This is a genomic window from Paenibacillus sp. J31R122, from assembly GCF_056269185.1.
Genome location: NZ_JBWDNM010000005.1, coordinates 66,674 through 85,113, shown reverse-complemented (window position 1 = coordinate 85,113; position 18,440 = coordinate 66,674). Strand labels below are relative to the sequence as shown.

The following is an 18,440-nucleotide window of genomic DNA, read 5'->3' as shown; positions in this document are numbered from 1 at the left end:
AATAATTTCATTCGTTAACTTGCACCCCAGCAAAAGGCACAACTGCTCTGCGATATTTCATAAGACCTACACAAATATCACGAACAAGGCATTCTTTATGCTCACCGTGATCAGGATATCGCACCATATTATCACCGTTATGCACGAATACCTTTCCGCCACTTCCATCTAATGTAGGATACTGCCATATATAATCTGATGCATATTTTCCATTTTTGTCCCCTATGAATGTGAGGCCTATAGCATTTTCAGGTAATTGCGTAAATCCTCTTGCATACTGCCCTATTATGCCGTCCCACGCATCAAAGTCATCGGGCATATTTTTAAAAAATTCAAATGGATCATTTTCTACTCTTACCTTGAGATTCGTATAGGGAGTTGGCGGCACCGTTTGGAATGGCTTTAAAAATGGCAGCCAGCATAAAGCTACTTCTATATTTAATATGAGCTGTCCACCATTCTTAACATATTCCATCATTCGATCCGAGTATCGCTGCATATAGATATTGTCACCAAGACCAGGGTAATAGACGATATCACAGTCCCAAACCTCATCCGGAATAGGACGAACGCCATAGTATTCGATTCGTCCGCCTGTGCCCTCAAAGGTTTGCGCTAAATATGAAGGCTTATTCTCAGAGTCAAACGATGTCGTTTGCAAATAAGCCACTTTAAACGGATTGATCTTTTTTTCATAAGCGATTTTTTTCATATTTACCTCTTAATATTGATGTAGATCGATTGGTAAAATGGTTGAATAGGATTTCTCTGCTTGCTCAAACGATAGTATTTCAGAATTAATTCCAAAATAATTTCGTAGATTCGTAGTGTTAACGACATTTTCAGTTTTATCGAAAATAAACTTATCTTTTCCTAGGAGCAACGTTGACTGTGCTATACGAAAGGCATGCTGAGGGAAATGAGTGTTAATAATAATCGAATATTCCCCTTGTGCATTTAACTCTTCGACAACATTCAATACCTTTAGTTGATTTTTCAAATCAAGATGAGATTCAGGCTCGTCCATGATAAGTATTTTTGGATTTTTGATCAGAGCTCGTGCAATTAAAACCATTTGCAGCTCGCCGCCGCTCATTTTGTTGCAATTTCTTTCACTTAGATATTCAATACCTAGCTTTCTTAATTGCTCATAGGCTTTCTCGTAATCCTCTTTTTTAGGAAGCCTGCCCATTTTTACATGAGGAGATAAGCCCATAACGGTCATTTCAAGCCCCGTAAATCCAAACGCCATTCTTTTGGATTGTGGAACATAGGCGACAAGTTTCCAATATTTATTAGCAGGCATTTGTTTAACGGATTCGTCATTGATGAGAATATTCCCTGATTTATATTCTAAAAAACCTAATAAACACTTTAAAAATGTTGTCTTTCCAATCCCGTTTGGCCCTAATATGGCTAATGTTTCACCCTTATTTACTTGAAAGGATAAATCTTTAAATATCTGTCTATCCGAATTGGGATATTGAAAATTAAGGTTCTCCACTCTAATCATCCCATACTCCTCCTGTTTTTCTAAGAAGATAGATAAAGAATGGCACACCAAGAAGCGAGCTTATAATAGATAATGGAATTTCCGCTGCTGTTAGGGATCTTGCGAGTGTATCTGTAATTAGCATAAATATAGCGCCCATAATCATAGCTGCTGGCACTAAATGCTTATTGTCTGTTCCGACGATCATCCGGGTAAAATGCGGTACAATTAGCCCAACAAAACTAATAACACCAGCAATAGATACAATCGCTGCAACAATGACTGTTGTGAAAAAAATAATAATAATACGTGCTTTTTTCACATTTATGCCCAGCGAAGTCGCTTCCTCCTCATCTAGAGAAAGAAGATTTAGTTGCCATCTGTATTTATAGAGGACAATTAAAGAAATCAAAATACTGGGCATTGTTCTAATAATGGTTTCCTTCGAAGGTCCAGCAAGTGAGCCCATAAGCCAAAAGGTTATAGCAGGAAGTTCATTTTTGGAATCGGCCAAATACTGTAGTATGGAGACGCCAGAGTTGAATAATGCGCTAGTAATAATTCCCGAAAGAACGAGCATAAGCACAGTGAGACGCCCACGTCTTTTTGCGATGCTATAGGTGAGGTACATCCCTGCAAATGCAAAGAGTACGGCCAAAAACTGCGTGCCAAGCGTTGTTCCAATTGTTATTATGCCAAGAGCTGCACCAAAGCTGGCTCCTGAGGATACGCCCAAAATATGCTCACTTACGAGAGGATTACCAAAAGTAGCCTGCAAAGCAGCCCCAGAAACAGCAATGCCAGCTCCTACAACCACCGCTAATAGTACGCGGGGTATTCTAATATCGTGTACGACTACTGAAAGATTCGGGTCTGAAAATGAATTTGGGTTAATGATTGAACGGAAAACATCTAGCGGGGCGATTGTGTAGTTTCCGATACAAATCGCCGCCACCATTAAAATAAACAAGGAAAGAGAGGATAATACGTAAAAGTTCCTTAGACGCCTGTGTCTAGCTGCTACCATCAAAACCTCTCCTTATTGCATAAACATTTCGAAGTATTTGCTATTTTTGTTCTCTTCAACATTTAGAATTTGATCAATATCTTCATCGGTTACATCGATATTGTATAACAGTTTATAATCTTCACGGACCTGTTCGCGCATACTAAAATCCTTGAACTTCTCCGGAGTCGCTAAGAAAGCATAGAAATACCAGGTAATTCCTGGATTGTCGAGTTGAGATGCTGCTGGGGCTTTGTACACTCGTTTTTCTTTTACAGCTGTCAGGTTTTTAAGGACAGGATGGTTAAAGAAATATTCGGGAGTTATATCTTTTAGGAAATCGCCAATAACGATCATATCAGGATCCCATTGTAGCAAGGTTTCTACATTGATCTCAGCATCTGGTGTATCAAATTTACCAACTGTATAGGTGAGGTTTTCTACCTTATGGACAGCAGTGTGAGGGAGTTCTGTTCCCCATGCAGTGATTTTATTTCCAGCCACATTGCCTATAAAAACATGATTTTGTCGCTCATCTTCTGTTAGGCTTTCGGTTACTTTAAGAACGGCTTGTTTAGATTTCTCATGGTGTGCAAAAACCTCATCTACACGATCCTGTTTTCCTAGAGCTTTACCGTACAATGTATATCTTTCAATATCGTCAGCATATTTACCCCAGTTTACAGCTACAACATCAATGCCAGCATCTTCTAGGGGTTTAATTCCTTCTTCTCCAAAATTCCATTGATAAACAACATCAGGGGCTAACTTTAAAATACTTTCAACATTTGGCTTTGACCAGTCACCCTGCATGATGTCAGAGTTCACATCTAGAATTTCTGGATATTTTTTTGCAACGACACCGCCTGCAATATTATTATCTTGATCAGCTTTTACCATGCCTAAGTATGGTTCAGCGGATTGTGTAATAGAAAGCATTTCAGATCCCTCGGCTGGAAACAGCACGAATGATTTTGCATATCCATTCTCAAGAACAACCTCTTTGCCTCTACCGTCAACGATCTTTACCGGTGCACTGCTCTCGTTTGTACTTCCGTTATTCTTAGGGCTGTTATCCGTGCTTTGGCAACCTACAGAAGTTAATACCACAGTACCTATTAAACTAGTCAATAATAATTTTTTCATATTTTTTTCCCCTTTGTATGTTGTACCTCTGATACATGGTGTAGAAATGCTCTTTAGCTCAGGTCGACTGAAACTGTTTATCGAAACCTCTTCGGCTATTCGTCCAGAGGACCGTTCAATTGAACATCGGGATCAGGGGCTTGTACTTATAACATTCTCATTCCTGTTTAACCTAGGAAACATAGTAGCATTTATTGATAATGATTGTCAATATCAATTGTAACTTCTTTTTCTAAATAAAGTTTATAAATCAACAATTTGTAAATTGGGCAAACTAAAACAGGGAAGAACCCCTGTTTATTGGGCTCTTCCCTGTTTTAGTTTGCGTCATTTGTGATACGGTTCAGCATATCATCTCTAAGGCGAAATTTACTTGTGGTATTTTTCATCGTAACGGATCTAACAGTGAAATATTTGGTTGCCGCGGTACAACTGAATTAGCTCTATGGAGCGCAAAATTAGGTCAGCACATAAGCGCAAAATAGCCCACGCCTATTCATCAGGCTGTGGACTATCTTACGCTTAGTAAATTAGTAATAAAAGAAAATAAGGACACTTTTTCTCCCCATATTAATCGATAACCAAAAACCCCCTCAGAATAGCTTCAGGAAATTGAAACTTTTTTTCTGATTTTCCGAATAAAACTACCACTTGTTCCCTGTCAATGGCAATAACCTCACCTTTGCCAAAAGCTTTATGAGTCAATAGTGATCCTACTTTTACACCTGTGCAATCAATTTGAGGGGCTTCTTTTTCAGCGATCTTAGGAGAATCGACATGGCCAGCAGAAAGAGGCATGTACTGCTTCGGTGAAACTTCGGCAACCATCTGAGGCTGATGCATCTTTTTCCATTCAACTTTCCCCTGTTTTTCTGAGACCCCTTTTGCTGGCTTTTTGTAAATATAGTCCCCATCCGAATCTTCGGTGCCAACATCGTGAGCTGTATTCGGCAGATCTCGCGACACACTATCCGGAGCCGTCATAGATGTTTGCTGCAATGTATACATATAGTCATAGTTACTAATAACAGTATCAAACAAGCCGATGTCTTCACCCGCGTGTTTATTAATCCCAGAATAACTTAAACTTGAGTCCTCATAACGCTTAAACTTGTAAATTGCATCATTCATAAGAGGTCCGTTGAAAACCCCTAAAGAAATAAGAAGTTCAAAATCCTTGACATCAAGACCAGTAACTTTCATAAAAAGTCCCGGTTCCAGTTGTGTAATGACATCCTTCAGCGAACGCTCGCGATAATCAGTTAGATACATAAAAACCGGCACACGGGTTGCGAACTTAATAAGTTTTTCTTGAATTTGCTTCCTTTTCGATTTAAATTCTTTCTCTTCATCAGATAGTTCTTTTTTCTCGTTTGGCGTAAGATTATCTCCGCCTTCTTTTTTAGCCTTTTTCACAGCTTCGGATTTGTTAATAATGGTTTCGATATCTGAATTCAAGCTTCTAAAGCCCTCAATTTTCATAAGGGCATCCATAGCTGCTTGATTTGCCATAAGTCGTCCAAGTGTATCATTATCTACATTAACAAGTAGCGCTGATTCCCAGCGGCGTGCAAGCAGTGTTGCTGAGGTCCCTGCCATTGCAATATCCAGGACATCTGCTGCGCTAATTTGCGTCATTGCACTTCCGTCATAAGCTAAAACGGGTAGAAAACTGATAAATTCTTCAACCTTCTTTTCAGGATTGCTTTCATTTATATTTAAACGACAGCTGTAATCAGCAATCTGCTTCAGCGCTCTGTCAAGAGCAAAGTCAAAGACATAGCATTCATGCTTCATTATTTCCTTAGGTCCAGTGCCTGTTTCAATTTCCCATGGGCTTTGCACGCGGAAAGCAGCCTGAAAATAAGTTTCTGGGCTGGACAAATTACGTAGCATAAAAATGCCTGTCCACGGTTTTACCGTTACACCGGTGGTAAGTTTCCCACAGGTGAGCGTAATGGTCTTGCTCTCGAGTGGATTTTCCATGGATTCAAGAACAGGCTTCACTGCACTAACACCAATACCAGCTCCCGGGCCAGCGCAAACATTGATTTTATAATCATGATAAAACGCATTCTGCCTCTGCCTCAGGAGATTCCTCATTGCATAGCAAGATGCAACATTGGGCAAAAACCAAAGGGTGTGTGAAAGAATGTTTAGAAGGCGAGTATCGTTGTATGGCATGACTGGCTTTTTAGCGCCAAGCTTTAAATCGTCTACCGTTGTTTCAAGGTAGGAACCACGGATTAAATCCAGCCACTTCTGCACCTCATTTTCGTAAACAAACCTTGCCTCATCGCCCTTGTCTTTGGCGGAGAAAAACACATTTAGATCAAACTCGTTAAATTCGCCTTGCATGGCAATCTGCCGTATGCTGTCCGGGATTTTGTAGGTCATCATGACCATTCTCGGCAAAGCGGCATAAGGGTTGGTTGCACCACCCCAGTTTTCCTTAGCACGCTGTTCATCGGAATAAATCCAGTTAAAAACCTGTTCCTCAATAAACTCACCCGAATTAATAGCACGGAATGGTGTTCCGGAAAGAAACAAGTAATGGGCCGTTGTAATCGGAAGGAAGGTCTCATTATATGCATTCGGTTCTTCTTCTTTTTTGTATTTTTCTATATCCAAAGTATCGTATTCGTCTTCGTCTTCCGCCTCAAACAGTTTTTTTGCATTTTCTCTCCAAGCACCAAAATGATATTCGTCAAAAATAACAATGTCCCAGTTGGTAGTATGTACCCACTCATTTTTGGCCTTGATACCGCCGGTTTCTTTATTTACACCTAAATAATCCTGAAAAGAACCAAAACATACAATCGGCTTTGTATTGTCGGATTCTTCATATGAGATGCCACCACGGCTGATAAACTGCCACCCTTCCAAATCTACATGGGTCATCAGATCTTCGTTCCAAGCATTTTCTACGGCAGGCTTAAAGGTCAGAATCAGCACCTTTGTCATCCCCATTCGCTTTGCAAGCTGATAGGACGCAAAGGTTTTTCCAAAGCGCATTTTAGCGTTCCATAAGAACTTTGGTGCGCGGTTTGGACTTTCAGCACGAGCGGACTTAAAGTATTCAATAGTTTTCTTAACAGCCTCTTCCTGCTCGGGACGCATACCAAAATTACGGGTACGATTTTCTTCATTGGGGATACCGTCCTTAACAGCAATATATCCCGCCCGCAACTGGTCTACCGTGCACTGAAACCACTCGCCATCCGGGTTTTTATATCCCCTTTTACGCAGATAACGATGTATATTATGGTCGGAAAAAGTGGAACCATCGGGATGCATAGCAGATTCAGCAAATACAATACGGTAAGGCTTTTCCCCAGGGCGCACAGTAGGGTATTGCTGCGCCACACGCTTTTCCACATCAATAGCAGTATAGCCGACTTTTAGTAACCCTTTATATATTGGGTTACTATCCTCATAGGCATAAATCATTGGATTTGAATTGGGCCGTAATGGAAAAAACTCTTTATTAGCCATTATTATCACCGTTTATTGATGAAATTTTTAAATCAATAAAGTCCCACTCATCATCAGTAATGTCCCATTTTTCTCTAAGCATTTCATCAGTATAGCCACCTTCGTATTCACCAAGATCTGGGACAAAGCAAAAATTTTTCTTGGTAACATCTTGAGATACAACTGTCTGAAGAATTAAAAATCTTACTATTTTTGTAAAAATATAAGATTTAAAAGAAAACACCTCTTGCTCTGTTGTAAAGGCTCCTGCAACTATCCAAGATTCAGTGCAACATTCCCCTGGTTTTGCAATCCTTACATTACCATCATAGTAAAATCCAACAGGTTTTGAAAAGTCAGTTTGACCAGCAATAGGGGCCTTTGGAACCAATAATTTCCATTTGTTTAAGAGATTTTTTTGATCTGTCACATCTGATTTTGTGGCATATCTCAATCCAATTCTTTGGATAAACCAACATGGGACTCCTTTATCTTTTGATGGATAATTTGTGGGAAGTCCAAATGGTTTTCTTGCTGAAACCACATCATTTAGGAACTTGCCACTGCCATTATATTCTATAACTTTACGGACAATTGGTATGGCACGGCTACTTCTTATAAAAGTATCAAATTCGTTTAGAGGTCTTTCTGATACTATGGATTGCCCATCATAATAATTAGTTACTTCGCATAAGCCCGTAGAATCCCTTTCCCAAAGGAAGTAGCATATCCCACCTGCAACATCAACCCCTGGAAAAACCTCTGCACTGTTTTCAAAATCCACTATTTTGCGAATACTTTTGTCATTTAGCATGCTTTCTCTGAAACTATCTAAACCTTTACCTCCAGCAAACCATCTTGCCGGAATAATCATGGTTAGGTATCTTGGATTAAGCTTTTTTGCTTGGTTAACGAAATGTTGGTATATAGGTTTAGCGCTCGTACCGTTTCCACCATCACTAAGCTGATACGGCGGATTACCTATAATAACATCAAATTTCATATTAAAAATCTCCTCTGGTTTAACTGTGTGTATAAACTCATACGCGTGGGTTTCAAGCTCATCAGCCCGGCTATATTCACTTTGAGAAGCACCGCAGTAAGCGCATTTTCCGTTTATCCACCTATGTGGCATCCTTTTGAATCGAATATTTCCACTGGCATCATCGAAGCGTGAAATTGAATAGATACTGTTTGGGTACTTTGAGCAGTACACACTTCTGCGCGACAGTAGCGATGTAAGCTCGGTAATAGCAATACCATAGAGCTGTTTTTGAAAAATGTGATCAATACGTTGCTGCATATCAGGGATTTCTTCTTTTAAACCGTCAAGTAGTCTCTTGGCTATTTCACGCAGAAAAACGCCCGACTTACATGCAGGGTCAAGAAACTTTGCATATTTATCGCTCCATAGCTCTTTTGGTAACAAGTCAAGCATATCGTTTACAATTTCTGGTGGCGTGAAAACTTCATCATTGGACAGATTGGCAATGCACGATAGTACATCTGGATTATACGAATTTTCATATAAGCTGTTATTCATACTGCTGTACTCTCCTATAATGAGTTAATGGAAATTCCATAATCGGTGTTGGAATAAAAGCATGAATGTCATCGTCATAGACCATATTTGTGCTAATTATTGAGATAAAATCAGAAACGTCCCCCATCAATTGATCCAGACGGAAGTCACGACGCTTTATCATTGTGCCTGTAACTAATGACCATTCAGAAAAGATAATTGGTTCCCCGTTAGACGCTTTAAGTGTCAAGGCATCACCACACAGGATATTGCGCTTTAAGAGGAACCATACCGCCTTACGACACTCATCATTTGCTTCCTTTTTACAATTGGCATTGTACTCGCTATTAAAAATATCGAACAATCTTTTGCGGCAATCGTCTACATTGTCCTGCAAGATATCTACACCATAGATACTCGTAATAGCTACTACAGCATATTTTTCATAGTCAGCGGGGCTTTTGCGGTATCGATCTTTAACCACCTTAAGTTTGCGATTTAGTATTCCGGCAAGAAAATTTCCGTCTCCGCAAGCAGGCTCCAAAAATCGGCTATCAATCCGCTCAGACTCTTGCTTTACCAGATCTAGCATAGCTTTTACTTCGCGGTCGGAAGTGAAAACCTCGCCGTGATCGACAACCCGTTGCTTGGATTTAATCTGTCTACTGCTCACTAATTTTCCTCCAATATAGATCAAAACTGTTTGTAAAATCTTATTCTTACGGTTTATTCCTTTATAAGTAGTCAAAAAAACGGAAAACTACTCTGCTTTCCTGTCCCTTTCATGCTTAACTTCCTTAAACCGAGCATCATTTGGTTTTAGCGTATCGGGAGGGAGTATCCACGTTTTCCCTACCTTAACAGCGCCATTTATTCGCCCTTGCTCACAAAGTACTGCTATCCTTCTTGCTGTAATTCCCCATAGTTCAGAAGCTTGTTTAGTTGTTAAGAACTCCATTTAAATTCCACCTTCGGATAAAACTCAACAAGATCATTATATTCCTTTAACTGAATAATGCAAAGGCTTGGTTAGAAAACAGATTCCATTAGGTATATCATCAGCTACTTATACGAATGGACGTAGGTCAGAACTGTCAATATTTCAACACTAGACCGAATCTTCATTTTATGCCAGTTAAATCATTTATCTCGGTTGAAAGCGAACGTACCACTCTATCCTCATCAGCGCTTAGCATAAATACTATAACCATTCCGCTCTTCGTAACTGAACCCACCACTTCAGACTTGAACGTATCCTGAATCCGTGAGGCAAGAAGCCGCTAATAGCCCTCATCGCATTTAACGCAAAAGAAAGAAACCGGATAATGGCTCTCAGCATTTGCTAAAAGATATTGAGGTTTATCGCGTCTGCGTATTACTGGACTATGATTGGCTCGCTCAGTATTTTATTCAAGCTTACGACTTGGATAAGCCTACTAATCATTGGCTAAGAGTGCATTGTAAGACCGGGGGTGACCAGAAGTGAGCAATAAACCTTCAAAGCGAATCAAATTGGTTTCACTTCGCATGGTCCGAGAGAAGACATCCATTCTCTATCCTGACCGAGTTATCCGTAAACCCGAGGACGCTGCTGATCTGTTTCGACAGTTCATCGGAGATGATTTTGATCGGGAGTCGTTCTGTATCATTTGTTTAAACACGAAAAATGAACCGACCGCCCTACATCAAGTTTCTTGCGGCACTCTAAACGCTTCTCTTGTACATCCTAGAGAAACATTCAAGCTGGCCATACTTTCAAATTCTGCATCAATAATTGCTGCCCATAACCATCCATCTGGAGAACCTACGCCAAGTACTGAAGATGTGGAGCTAACCGAAAGACTTAGAGACAGCGGTACGCTACTTGGGATTGAGTTGCTGGACCACATCATACTAGGCGATGGCAAGTTCGTAAGCATGAAGGAACGGGGGTTGATGTAGATGTTTTCCAAGCATTCACGGTACGTGACAAAAGGCGTAAATGATTCGATTGGCTCTGACATCCAGAATGCCCTTTGGTCCATCATCGACCGGGACCAGAACGATGGTAAGTCACTGAACTACCTGCAGGTGTTCTCACTTACGATTGTCCATGCCGATGACCAAGTGTACCAATGCATCCGACAGAAACAAGAACAACCTAAACGCAAGCATAAGTACAATATATCCGGCATTAGAGAACCACTTTCGGGTGTCACTGTCTGGATTATCGACAACGGCAATTATTGCACGATGCTTCTGCCGGACGAATACTGAGGTGGATCACATGAAAAAAGCCATTGTCGCATTAGTCATCGCAGCTACACAGCTCGTTATTGAAATCATCGAGCATCAAAAAAAGAAAAAGTAAAAGGAGCTTTTCAATGGACATCGCCACTACAAATAACACTAAGCTAATGCTTGCATTCGACATTCTTGCCGATATGATTTTATCTTTTATCGGCAAGAAAGAAAGCCAATCAGTACCGCCGGAAGTTCGCGAATCTGTCTTTGCCATCATGGACTACGAGTCCGAAGATCAATTGGACGATGAGATGACCACCGAACTACTAGGAACTATAGATTACAGGCTAATCGCATGATGCCTCTAAAAGGCACCCGCGCTGCTCTTTACGCACGGGTCAGCCTAGAAGAACAAGCGGAGCAAGGTTACAGCATTGATGGACAGCTTGAGGCTCTTCGAAGCTATTGCAAGGTGAACCAACTCGACGTTTACGATGTTTATATTGACGCCGGGGTATCAGGTAAATCGACAAGTGGCCGACTAGATCTTAAACGTATGCTGGAGGACGGAAAAGCACGCCGTTACGACATTATTGTCATTTGGCGAATTAGTCGGTTATCTCGCAACCTTCCGGACCTGCTAGAGATGGTTCAGCTGTTCAAGCAGCATGACATTTCTCTACGAAGCTTTACTGAGCAGTTCGATACGGACACCAATCTTGGTAAGTTTGTTCTACAAATGATGGGTGCCGCCGCGCAGCTAGAGAGAGTCAACATAGCCGAAAACGTAAGGCTCAGCTCCCAAGAGCGAAGCAGGCAAGGCAAGTGGAATTGCGGCAACAACGTGCTAGGCTACCGCTGAATTCGAAGCCCTGAAGCTAGAACAGGCAGAGTGGAAATTGTCCCGGAAGAAGCTGAACTGGTTCGCCGCATTTTCACACTTTACGCATCAGGCCAATACGGACTGAAAGCTATCACCAACCGATTAAACAAAGAAGACTATAAAACCAAAACAGGAAGGCCTTTTAACATTCAATCCGTAAAGGGAATTCTGCAAAACCAGAATTACCTCGGCATGATCCGCTTTAATGTAACTGAAAACCGGCGTTCAAAGGGTTCTGTTCCTATTGAGTGGGTTACAGGGGAACAAGAGTCCCTCATAACCACTGAGCTATGGAAGCAGGTTCACGACATCTATGGTAAACGTTCCAAAGCGATCACATGCTCAATTAATAGAAAGTTCCCGCTGACAGGTTTGCTAAAATGCCCCCAATGCGGAAAAAGCATGGTACCTAGACATAACAAAAGTACTCGTAAAGACGGTACCTTTCGTGTGAACTACTTCTACTTCTGCTGTAGCTTCAATTCCGGTGGGTCAGCGGTCTGCCGCGCAAATCATATTAATGCGGACCAAATAGAAAAATGGTTCTTCAAGCAACTTCAAATACTGCTTAATGCTTCAACTGCCATCGAGAGAATAACCGAAGTGGCTACCGCAAAGCAGGATAAATCTAGAAAGCCGCTTCTGGATAACCTTCAGCGGTTTAGCCTGGAGTTATCTCAGTTGGAAAATCACCAGAAACAAGCCTTTCAGGCATTCGAGGACAATAGCTTGTCTCACGAAGGACTATTGGAAACGTTGAACGCCATAAAGAGCCGTCAAGTGGAACTTCACCATCAAAAGGATACGACAGAAAGTGAACTAGCAGGACAGCCTGGTCAGACATTCCCTGTAGAAAAGATCAGGGACGCGTTACAAGAGTTACGTCTGGTACTGGATTCCACCATAGAAGATCGTCAAAAAGAGTTGCTACGTCTACTTGTCAACCAAATTGTAGTCCCGCCTAATAGGGACTTGAGTTACGCAACAATTTTCGAAACCGCTGAACTCTTGAACATTAAAATCAACCAACAATCGGAGGAATTTTAAATGTCACCTATTCCAGAAAAACTAACTCAATCAAGAGTCGCCATTTACGTCAGGGTCAGCACTGAAGAACAAGCCAAACACGGTTTCTCCATTGATGCCCAACTCCATCAGTTAAGAAGCTATTGTGACCTTTACAAGAAGACCATCTCTAAGGAGTATGTAGAACGTGGCGTAAGTGGGAATAATATCACCAACCGTTTCGAATTACAAAAAATGCTGCACGATGCTGAAAATGGGCTCTTCAATGAGGTTCTAGTTCTTCGGTTTAATCGTCTCGCTCGTTCCAACATTGACCTTCTCCGGATTGTCGAGCATCTCCGAAAACATGACATCGCTTTCCGATCCTTTTCTGAAAACTTCGAGACGGAAACGTCGATGGGTAAATTAGCACTTTCAATGATGGGCGCGGTAGGTGAATTAGAACGCGATACCATTCTTGCTAACTCTAAGATGGGCTCACAGCAACGTGCCAGCTCAGGTGGACACATCGCTAATGCACCGATTGGATATAAAGTCGTGGTACTTTCACTCCATGGACGTAAGAGGGAAACACGCATTGATGTCATACCCGAAGAAGCAGTCATCGTGAGGCGAATATTTGAGAAATACGCCTCAGGGCGTGGTCTTAGGTCCATTGCCAATGAGTTAAATCATGATGGGCACCTTACCAAAAGAGGAAATTCATTTTCGACCTGCACTATTAAGGATATTATTGAGAATCCATTCTATGTAGGTAAGGTGCGTTACTGCCGTCATCTCAATTGGAGTGAAAAAGGAGAAAGGGCAAAAACCCTTCTCCGATGGTCACCGAAGGTATCCATCCAGCCATCATCTCAGAGGAGCTTTGGGATAAGGTTCAATTCCTTAGGAATAAAAAAGGCATCAAAGAGGTGCTATTAAAGCCTCAGATCCTGCGACCAATTGTAAAAACCATCAACGATCGAAAGATCAACCGTATTAAACCGCTTCAGGATGAGCTTAATGCAGTACGCGTTCTATTAGATGATATCCAAGGCAAGAAGCTTAAGTACCTGGAATTGTATGAGCTGGACCTGTTCGAGCGCAAGCTCTTTTCGGTACGGCTTAGTGAGCTTGAAAAGGAGCCTGATCTGCTTCATGCTCGAAGATCTGAGTTAGAGTTAGAGTTGGACGGAGATCATTCACAGTCAATCTCTTACGAAGCTGTTAGATCATTAATTTCGCGTTTCGATTACTTGTTGAATGAATCTTCCTTCGACCAACGGAAGACACTTTTGCACCCGATTATCAACAAAGTCACTGTCTCAAGCGACAAAAAGATTGACAAGATCGAAATGATCTTCGACGAAATGACGGACACCATTTTTTAAGAGCAGCCCCTACTGCCGCAACAGCGGTGGAAGGGGCTTTCCCTTTGTCAGGGAAAGCTCTAAAGCTCAGGCATAAGCTCTTGGTTGTCATCTAAGTTATTAATATTGATTTAACAAACCCCGTGCCTTCGCCCTAACTTCTTTGCTGACTCCGGGATGATTGGATTCAATGGAGGCTTTAAGCATGTCCTTCTCCCACTTGTTCGAGAAGATTGCTACAGTGTAATTAATTCTTGTGTACTGCCCAGTAATTGACTTCGCTTTTGGATTCGAATCTAGTAACTTCTGCGCAAGCCGCTTCTTATCCTCCTTAAGTGACGTCGATTGTTGCTTAAAGTATTGTCGATAGTCCTCGTAAAACTCAACAAAATTTGATAGCCCCACAGATGCCCTCGCACGATCAAAAGTAATCACAGTCAATCATCCTCTCGTCTCATTTGTAATACCAGTACCACAAAAAAGCACAGCTAGATTAAACATTTTCACAGCTAAACATGATGTTTTTACCGCGGTCAATTAATCATGGCTAGAAATATTTTTATGGTATAATTATACAAATAAAAACATGAGTGGCGTTCAAAATGACAAATAAAAATCGAGTTATCTCTGCATTATCGAACGCAGAGTTGTGTGATGATTGCTTATCTGTTTCCTCTGGCGTAGTACCTAGACAAGCAGTTAATATCATTTGTCGTGCACTCTCAGAGACTTCTATGATAAACTGGCATCATGGTGTATGCGAACACTGCCATAAGATAAAAATAACCAATCATATACTCGAAATGAATACAGTAAAAGTCGAATCTTTGTTGATACCCTCTCTTCCGAAACATTGATTAGACCTTGGTATTGGGAAGGCAATGTGCAGAGCCAGGTTGTAAAGTATCTTGCTCTCAACAATTACACGATTCGTAGCGTCGCGGATACGTCTTCTCGTACCTCCGGAAAAGACATAATAGCTATTGATGCAAAAAACAATGAGTTATGGATTAGCGTGAAGGGATACCCTGATAAGAGTTCTAACACTCAAGCTCGCCACCGGTTTTCTGAAGCCATTTTTGATCTCGTTCTGTACCATGGCGAAAACCCTAACGCGAATCTCGGAATAGCTCTGCCCGATGGTTTCATCACGTATACCAATTTGTTTCCTCGTATCACATGGCTTAAAGAGTCCATGCCTTTTCAAATCTATTGGGTTAGTGAAACCGGATCTGTCAGAATGGAGTAATTGTTCTCAAAAGTACAATTGGGGAGGAATAAACATGCCGAATAAAAGTTGGGCTGTTCTTAATTCATTGCAACTGGGGCGCTACGCTGAATATTTTGCAAAGATGGAGTTCGCATCCTACGGGTTGGAAGTATTTTCATCAGAAGTCGATGATCGTGGCATTGATTTTATTGTAAAAGATAAGCAAGGCCGATTTTCAGAAATTCAAGTTAAATCCTTAAGGGGCACTGGATATGTATTTGCTCAAAAAAGCAAATTTAATATAAACAATAGAAACCTGTTCATGGCTCTTTTAATTTTCAAAGAAGGACAACTGCCTGATTTCTTTTTAATTCCTTCTGAATCGTGGGAAGTACCAAACGAAGTGTTTGTTGATCGAGACTATGATAAGCCCGGACTAAAGAGTAAACCTGAGTACGGGATTAACATTTCAAATAAAAACTATGACATCCTAAAAATATTCGAATTTGAAGAGTCCATCAAAGACTTTTTGCTGATACCTTCAGAGTCTGGTGGCGTTGAGGCACCCTTGTCCTAGGCAAGCCGAATCCGCTCGTAGGGGGCCACCTAGAGCCAAAGCTGCCCCATAGGTTGCCTCACCCCCACCCAGCACCTTGGGGCAGCTTTCCGCACCCAGCAAGGAATTAATACAAAAAACTTCGGGTCATTTATGATACGGTTCCCCCCGGTTTATCTTCACCGCCCGATAAACCTGCTCCACCAGCACCAGCCGCATAAGCTGGTGCGGCAGCGTCATGCGCCCGAAGCTGAGCTTCTGCTGCGCGCGCTTCAAGACCGCGGGAGCCAGACCCGTGCTCCCGCCAATAACAAAAGCCACGTGGCTTCGCCCATACGTGGCTAATTTATCGAGCTGGGTCGCGAGATCCTCGCTTGACCAGAGCTCGCCATCAAGTGCAAGCGCGACTACGTGCGCTTCAGGCTTCAGCTGCGCCAGAAGCCTCTCGCCCTCTCTCTCGCGCACAATTGCTTCCTCCGCCGGACTCATCGTCTCCGGCGCTTTCTCATCGGCCACTTCCGTGAGCGTGAGCTTCACGTAAGGGCCTAAACGCTTGGCATATTCCGCTATGCCAAGCACCAAATATTTTTCCTTCAGCTTCCCTACGGCCGCTATCTGTATATGCATGCGCTATACCACCAAAAACGTGGCTGGCTCTTCGCACAAATCGCATTTGCGCGGTGGATCCCAGTCAGCAAATTGTGTTTCCTTCAAATCCACTACATCCGGCGCGTCTTCATATTCATCTACAAATCGGTCCAATGCCCGCTCAATATGCTCTTTACATACACAATACATCGTTTTTTCGCTTCCTATCCCTAGTTGATGGTTGTCCTTAAAGTCTACACCTAGCATATCAGAAAAAGCCTCCTAATGTGAAGGACACAATTCCTTCCGAAAACCGATCTAACTATTTAACACCTCTTCGACTATCCAACCAAATCAAATCAGTCTTCCTGAGCTAACGGGATAGTGGATCAAAGAACATAAAACCCATACCCTTACTTCTATCCTTAGTTCTCCCCTCCTCCCCCCACACAAAAAAACGCCGCAGCACACAAACGGTCTCCCATTCGCATACTGCAGCGTTCCTCAATCCAAAATCCAAACCCCACTTACTCTGGTTCCTTATCAGCAAGCTTAAACTTCGTAACCTTCAGTTCACCATCGCGGTAAAAGGTTACTTCAATCTCGTCGCCAATTTTCTTCTTGCCGTACAAATATTTGCGCAGCTCCATCGTGCTGCCAATCGCTTGCTTATCGAGCTGAACGATAACGTCATTGAACTTAAGCCCCGCATCTGCGGCTGGTCCTGTAGCCTCAAGTACGATAACCCCATCATAGACTTCATCAGGCAGCTTAAGCCCTGCAGCAGCATCACCGTCTGCACCTTTATCCGAAGTATCGTCTGATTCTTCATCAGGTACTGCTTCTTCGCCTTCACCCATACCTCCGAGTGAGTCCTCTAGATCCTGTTGGCCCCAATATTGCTCCAAATCCATCGTGTAGACGCCTAAATAAGGACGTGGCACGTATCCGTATTTAATGATCTTCTCAACGATCGGCATCGCATTATTAATCGGAATAGCAAAGCCTATGCTCTCGACTCCATAGTCCGATATTTTCATACTGTTAATACCGACAACGCGACCGTTCAAATCGATGAGCGGGCCCCCGCTATTGCCTTGGTTAATAGCCGCATCAACGCGAATAACCTCTTGCTCCCAGTCGAATACGCCATTCTGGTTTAAGGATACCGGCACAATTTCCTGAGTTCTGCTCACAACGCCCATTGTAGTCGACTCTCCAAGACCCAAAGGATTTCCGATCGCCATAACGAACTCAGCTGCGCGAAGTGCTGACGAGTCACCGATTTCAGCAACAATCTCAATACCCTTCGCATCTATTTCAAGCACAGCAAGATCGGTTATTTGATCCGACCCGACGACACGCGCCTCCCGCTTCTCGCCATTTATAAGTATGGCTTTCACCGATTCTGCTTCAGCTACAACGTGATAATTGGTTATGATGATTGCTTTACCGTCCTTCTTAGCGATAATGACACCTGAGCCCGCGCCCGCTTCACGCAGAACGCCTTCTTCTTCAGCAGTATCCGCTTCACCGTCATTAATACCAAATGAGAACAGCTGCTCATTAATAATGCTAACGACAGCCGGCCTTACTTTGGCTGAGGCCATGATGGTCCGCTCCGACGGATCTAAATTCTGAACGGTACCTGCCACCGGAACGGAACCTTTCGAACCTCTACCACCATCACCGATACCGCCAAAAAACACACCGAACAGCAGTGTTGCAATGATCGCACTAGAAAATGAAGATACAAAAGCAATGCGGACATTAGACCATTTACGTCCACCGCTTTTATAAGAAGAAGAAAAGTCATCCCGTCGTTTTTGCTTAGCAGCGCGCCGAGATACCTTTGTCGAATAAAAATCATCATCGAATAAGCTCATCACTATCACCCCTCTCCATATAAAGGACATTAACACTATTTTATCAATCTAGGAATGTTTTCGGAATATATGACTAAAA

At 42.2% G+C, this 18,440-nt stretch carries 21 protein-coding genes; 9 read left to right on the top strand and 12 right to left on the bottom strand.

The window, feature by feature from the left end; all coding sequences use genetic code 11:
- Positions 1-7 precede the first annotated feature (7 nt).
- From AC0YN7_RS10130 to AC0YN7_RS10095, 8 genes are all read right to left on the bottom strand, one after another.
- Positions 8-712, bottom strand: a complete 705-nt coding sequence (locus AC0YN7_RS10130) for a hypothetical protein (protein WP_475809865.1) — start codon at positions 710-712, stop codon at positions 8-10.
- Positions 713-721: 9 nt separating this feature from the next.
- Entirely contained in the window at positions 722-1,513 is a 792-nt protein-coding gene (locus AC0YN7_RS10125; RefSeq protein ID WP_475809864.1) for an ABC transporter ATP-binding protein, read from the bottom strand.
- The gene (locus AC0YN7_RS10120; RefSeq protein ID WP_475809863.1) at positions 1,506-2,519 is read right to left on the bottom strand and encodes a FecCD family ABC transporter permease; all 1,014 of its coding nucleotides are present in this window, start codon (positions 2,517-2,519) and stop codon (positions 1,506-1,508) included. Before AC0YN7_RS10120 ends, AC0YN7_RS10125 begins: the two co-directional genes overlap by 8 nt.
- A 12-nt stretch (positions 2,520-2,531) precedes the next feature.
- Positions 2,532-3,644 carry an ABC transporter substrate-binding protein gene (locus tag AC0YN7_RS10115; RefSeq protein ID WP_475809862.1) on the bottom strand — a complete coding sequence of 371 codons (1,113 nt, stop codon included), beginning with the start codon at positions 3,642-3,644 and terminating at the stop codon, positions 2,532-2,534.
- Between the two features lie 570 nt (positions 3,645-4,214).
- A complete protein-coding gene (locus tag AC0YN7_RS10110) occupies positions 4,215-7,139 on the bottom strand; it encodes a GIY-YIG nuclease family protein (RefSeq protein WP_475809861.1) in 2,925 nt (974 codons plus the stop codon).
- Entirely contained in the window at positions 7,132-8,661 is a 1,530-nt protein-coding gene (locus AC0YN7_RS10105) for an Eco57I restriction-modification methylase domain-containing protein (protein WP_475809860.1), read from the bottom strand. Before AC0YN7_RS10105 ends, AC0YN7_RS10110 begins: the two co-directional genes overlap by 8 nt.
- Positions 8,654-9,313 (bottom strand): hypothetical protein, encoded by a 660-nt coding sequence (locus tag AC0YN7_RS10100; protein ID WP_475809859.1) that lies wholly within the window; start codon positions 9,311-9,313, stop codon positions 8,654-8,656. The genes AC0YN7_RS10105 and AC0YN7_RS10100 overlap by 8 nt, the downstream gene beginning before the upstream one ends.
- 87 nt (positions 9,314-9,400) lie before the next feature.
- On the bottom strand, positions 9,401-9,598 hold the full coding sequence (locus AC0YN7_RS10095; RefSeq protein WP_475809858.1) for a DNA-binding protein: 198 nt from the start codon (positions 9,596-9,598) through the stop codon (positions 9,401-9,403).
- 569 nt (positions 9,599-10,167) lie between these two features.
- Here AC0YN7_RS10095 and AC0YN7_RS10090 point away from each other — a divergent pair.
- From AC0YN7_RS10090 to AC0YN7_RS10060, 7 genes are all read left to right on the top strand, one after another.
- Entirely contained in the window at positions 10,168-10,581 is a 414-nt protein-coding gene (locus tag AC0YN7_RS10090; protein WP_475810123.1) for a JAB domain-containing protein, read from the top strand.
- Positions 10,582-10,896, top strand: a complete 315-nt coding sequence (locus AC0YN7_RS10085; protein ID WP_475809857.1) for a DUF960 family protein — start codon at positions 10,582-10,584, stop codon at positions 10,894-10,896.
- Between the two features lie 107 nt (positions 10,897-11,003).
- A complete protein-coding gene (locus AC0YN7_RS10080; protein WP_475809856.1) occupies positions 11,004-11,222 on the top strand; it encodes a hypothetical protein in 219 nt (72 codons plus the stop codon).
- Complete coding sequence (locus AC0YN7_RS10075) at positions 11,219-11,725, top strand: recombinase family protein (RefSeq protein WP_475809855.1); 507 nt, start codon at positions 11,219-11,221, stop codon at positions 11,723-11,725. The genes AC0YN7_RS10080 and AC0YN7_RS10075 overlap by 4 nt, the downstream gene beginning before the upstream one ends.
- Positions 11,726-11,755: 30 nt before the next feature.
- Complete coding sequence (locus AC0YN7_RS10070; RefSeq protein WP_475809854.1) at positions 11,756-12,793, top strand: recombinase family protein; 1,038 nt, start codon at positions 11,756-11,758, stop codon at positions 12,791-12,793.
- Positions 12,794-13,693 (top strand): recombinase family protein, encoded by a 900-nt coding sequence (locus AC0YN7_RS10065; RefSeq protein WP_475809853.1) that lies wholly within the window; start codon positions 12,794-12,796, stop codon positions 13,691-13,693. It begins immediately after the preceding gene.
- Complete coding sequence (locus AC0YN7_RS10060; protein ID WP_475809852.1) at positions 13,684-14,142, top strand: hypothetical protein; 459 nt, start codon at positions 13,684-13,686, stop codon at positions 14,140-14,142. The genes AC0YN7_RS10065 and AC0YN7_RS10060 overlap by 10 nt, the downstream gene beginning before the upstream one ends.
- 99 nt (positions 14,143-14,241) lie before the next feature.
- Here AC0YN7_RS10060 and AC0YN7_RS10055 read toward each other — a convergent pair whose 3' ends face one another.
- Complete coding sequence (locus AC0YN7_RS10055; protein ID WP_475809851.1) at positions 14,242-14,556, bottom strand: hypothetical protein; 315 nt, start codon at positions 14,554-14,556, stop codon at positions 14,242-14,244.
- Between the two features lie 448 nt (positions 14,557-15,004).
- On the opposite strand from AC0YN7_RS10055, the gene AC0YN7_RS10050 reads away from it, so the two are divergent.
- Together AC0YN7_RS10050 and AC0YN7_RS10045 are read left to right on the top strand one after the other, a co-directional pair.
- Positions 15,005-15,370, top strand: coding sequence for a hypothetical protein (locus AC0YN7_RS10050; RefSeq protein WP_475809850.1), 366 nt, complete (start codon positions 15,005-15,007; stop codon positions 15,368-15,370).
- A gap of 34 nt (positions 15,371-15,404) precedes the next feature.
- Positions 15,405-15,908 (top strand): DUF4365 domain-containing protein, encoded by a 504-nt coding sequence (locus tag AC0YN7_RS10045; RefSeq protein ID WP_475809849.1) that lies wholly within the window; start codon positions 15,405-15,407, stop codon positions 15,906-15,908.
- Between the two features lie 126 nt (positions 15,909-16,034).
- On the opposite strand, the gene rlmH is transcribed toward AC0YN7_RS10045, so the two are convergent.
- The 3 genes from rlmH to AC0YN7_RS10030 all read right to left on the bottom strand — a co-directional run bounded on the left by rlmH (position 16,035) and on the right by AC0YN7_RS10030 (position 18,361).
- A complete protein-coding gene (rlmH, locus tag AC0YN7_RS10040; RefSeq protein ID WP_475809848.1) occupies positions 16,035-16,514 on the bottom strand; it encodes a 23S rRNA (pseudouridine(1915)-N(3))-methyltransferase RlmH in 480 nt (159 codons plus the stop codon).
- Between the two features lie 3 nt (positions 16,515-16,517).
- Positions 16,518-16,685 (bottom strand): CxxH/CxxC protein, encoded by a 168-nt coding sequence (locus tag AC0YN7_RS10035; protein ID WP_475810122.1) that lies wholly within the window; start codon positions 16,683-16,685, stop codon positions 16,518-16,520.
- Positions 16,686-17,002: 317 nt separating this feature from the next.
- A complete protein-coding gene (locus tag AC0YN7_RS10030; protein WP_475809847.1) occupies positions 17,003-18,361 on the bottom strand; it encodes a S1C family serine protease in 1,359 nt (452 codons plus the stop codon).
- Between the last annotated feature and the right edge of the window lie 79 nt (positions 18,362-18,440).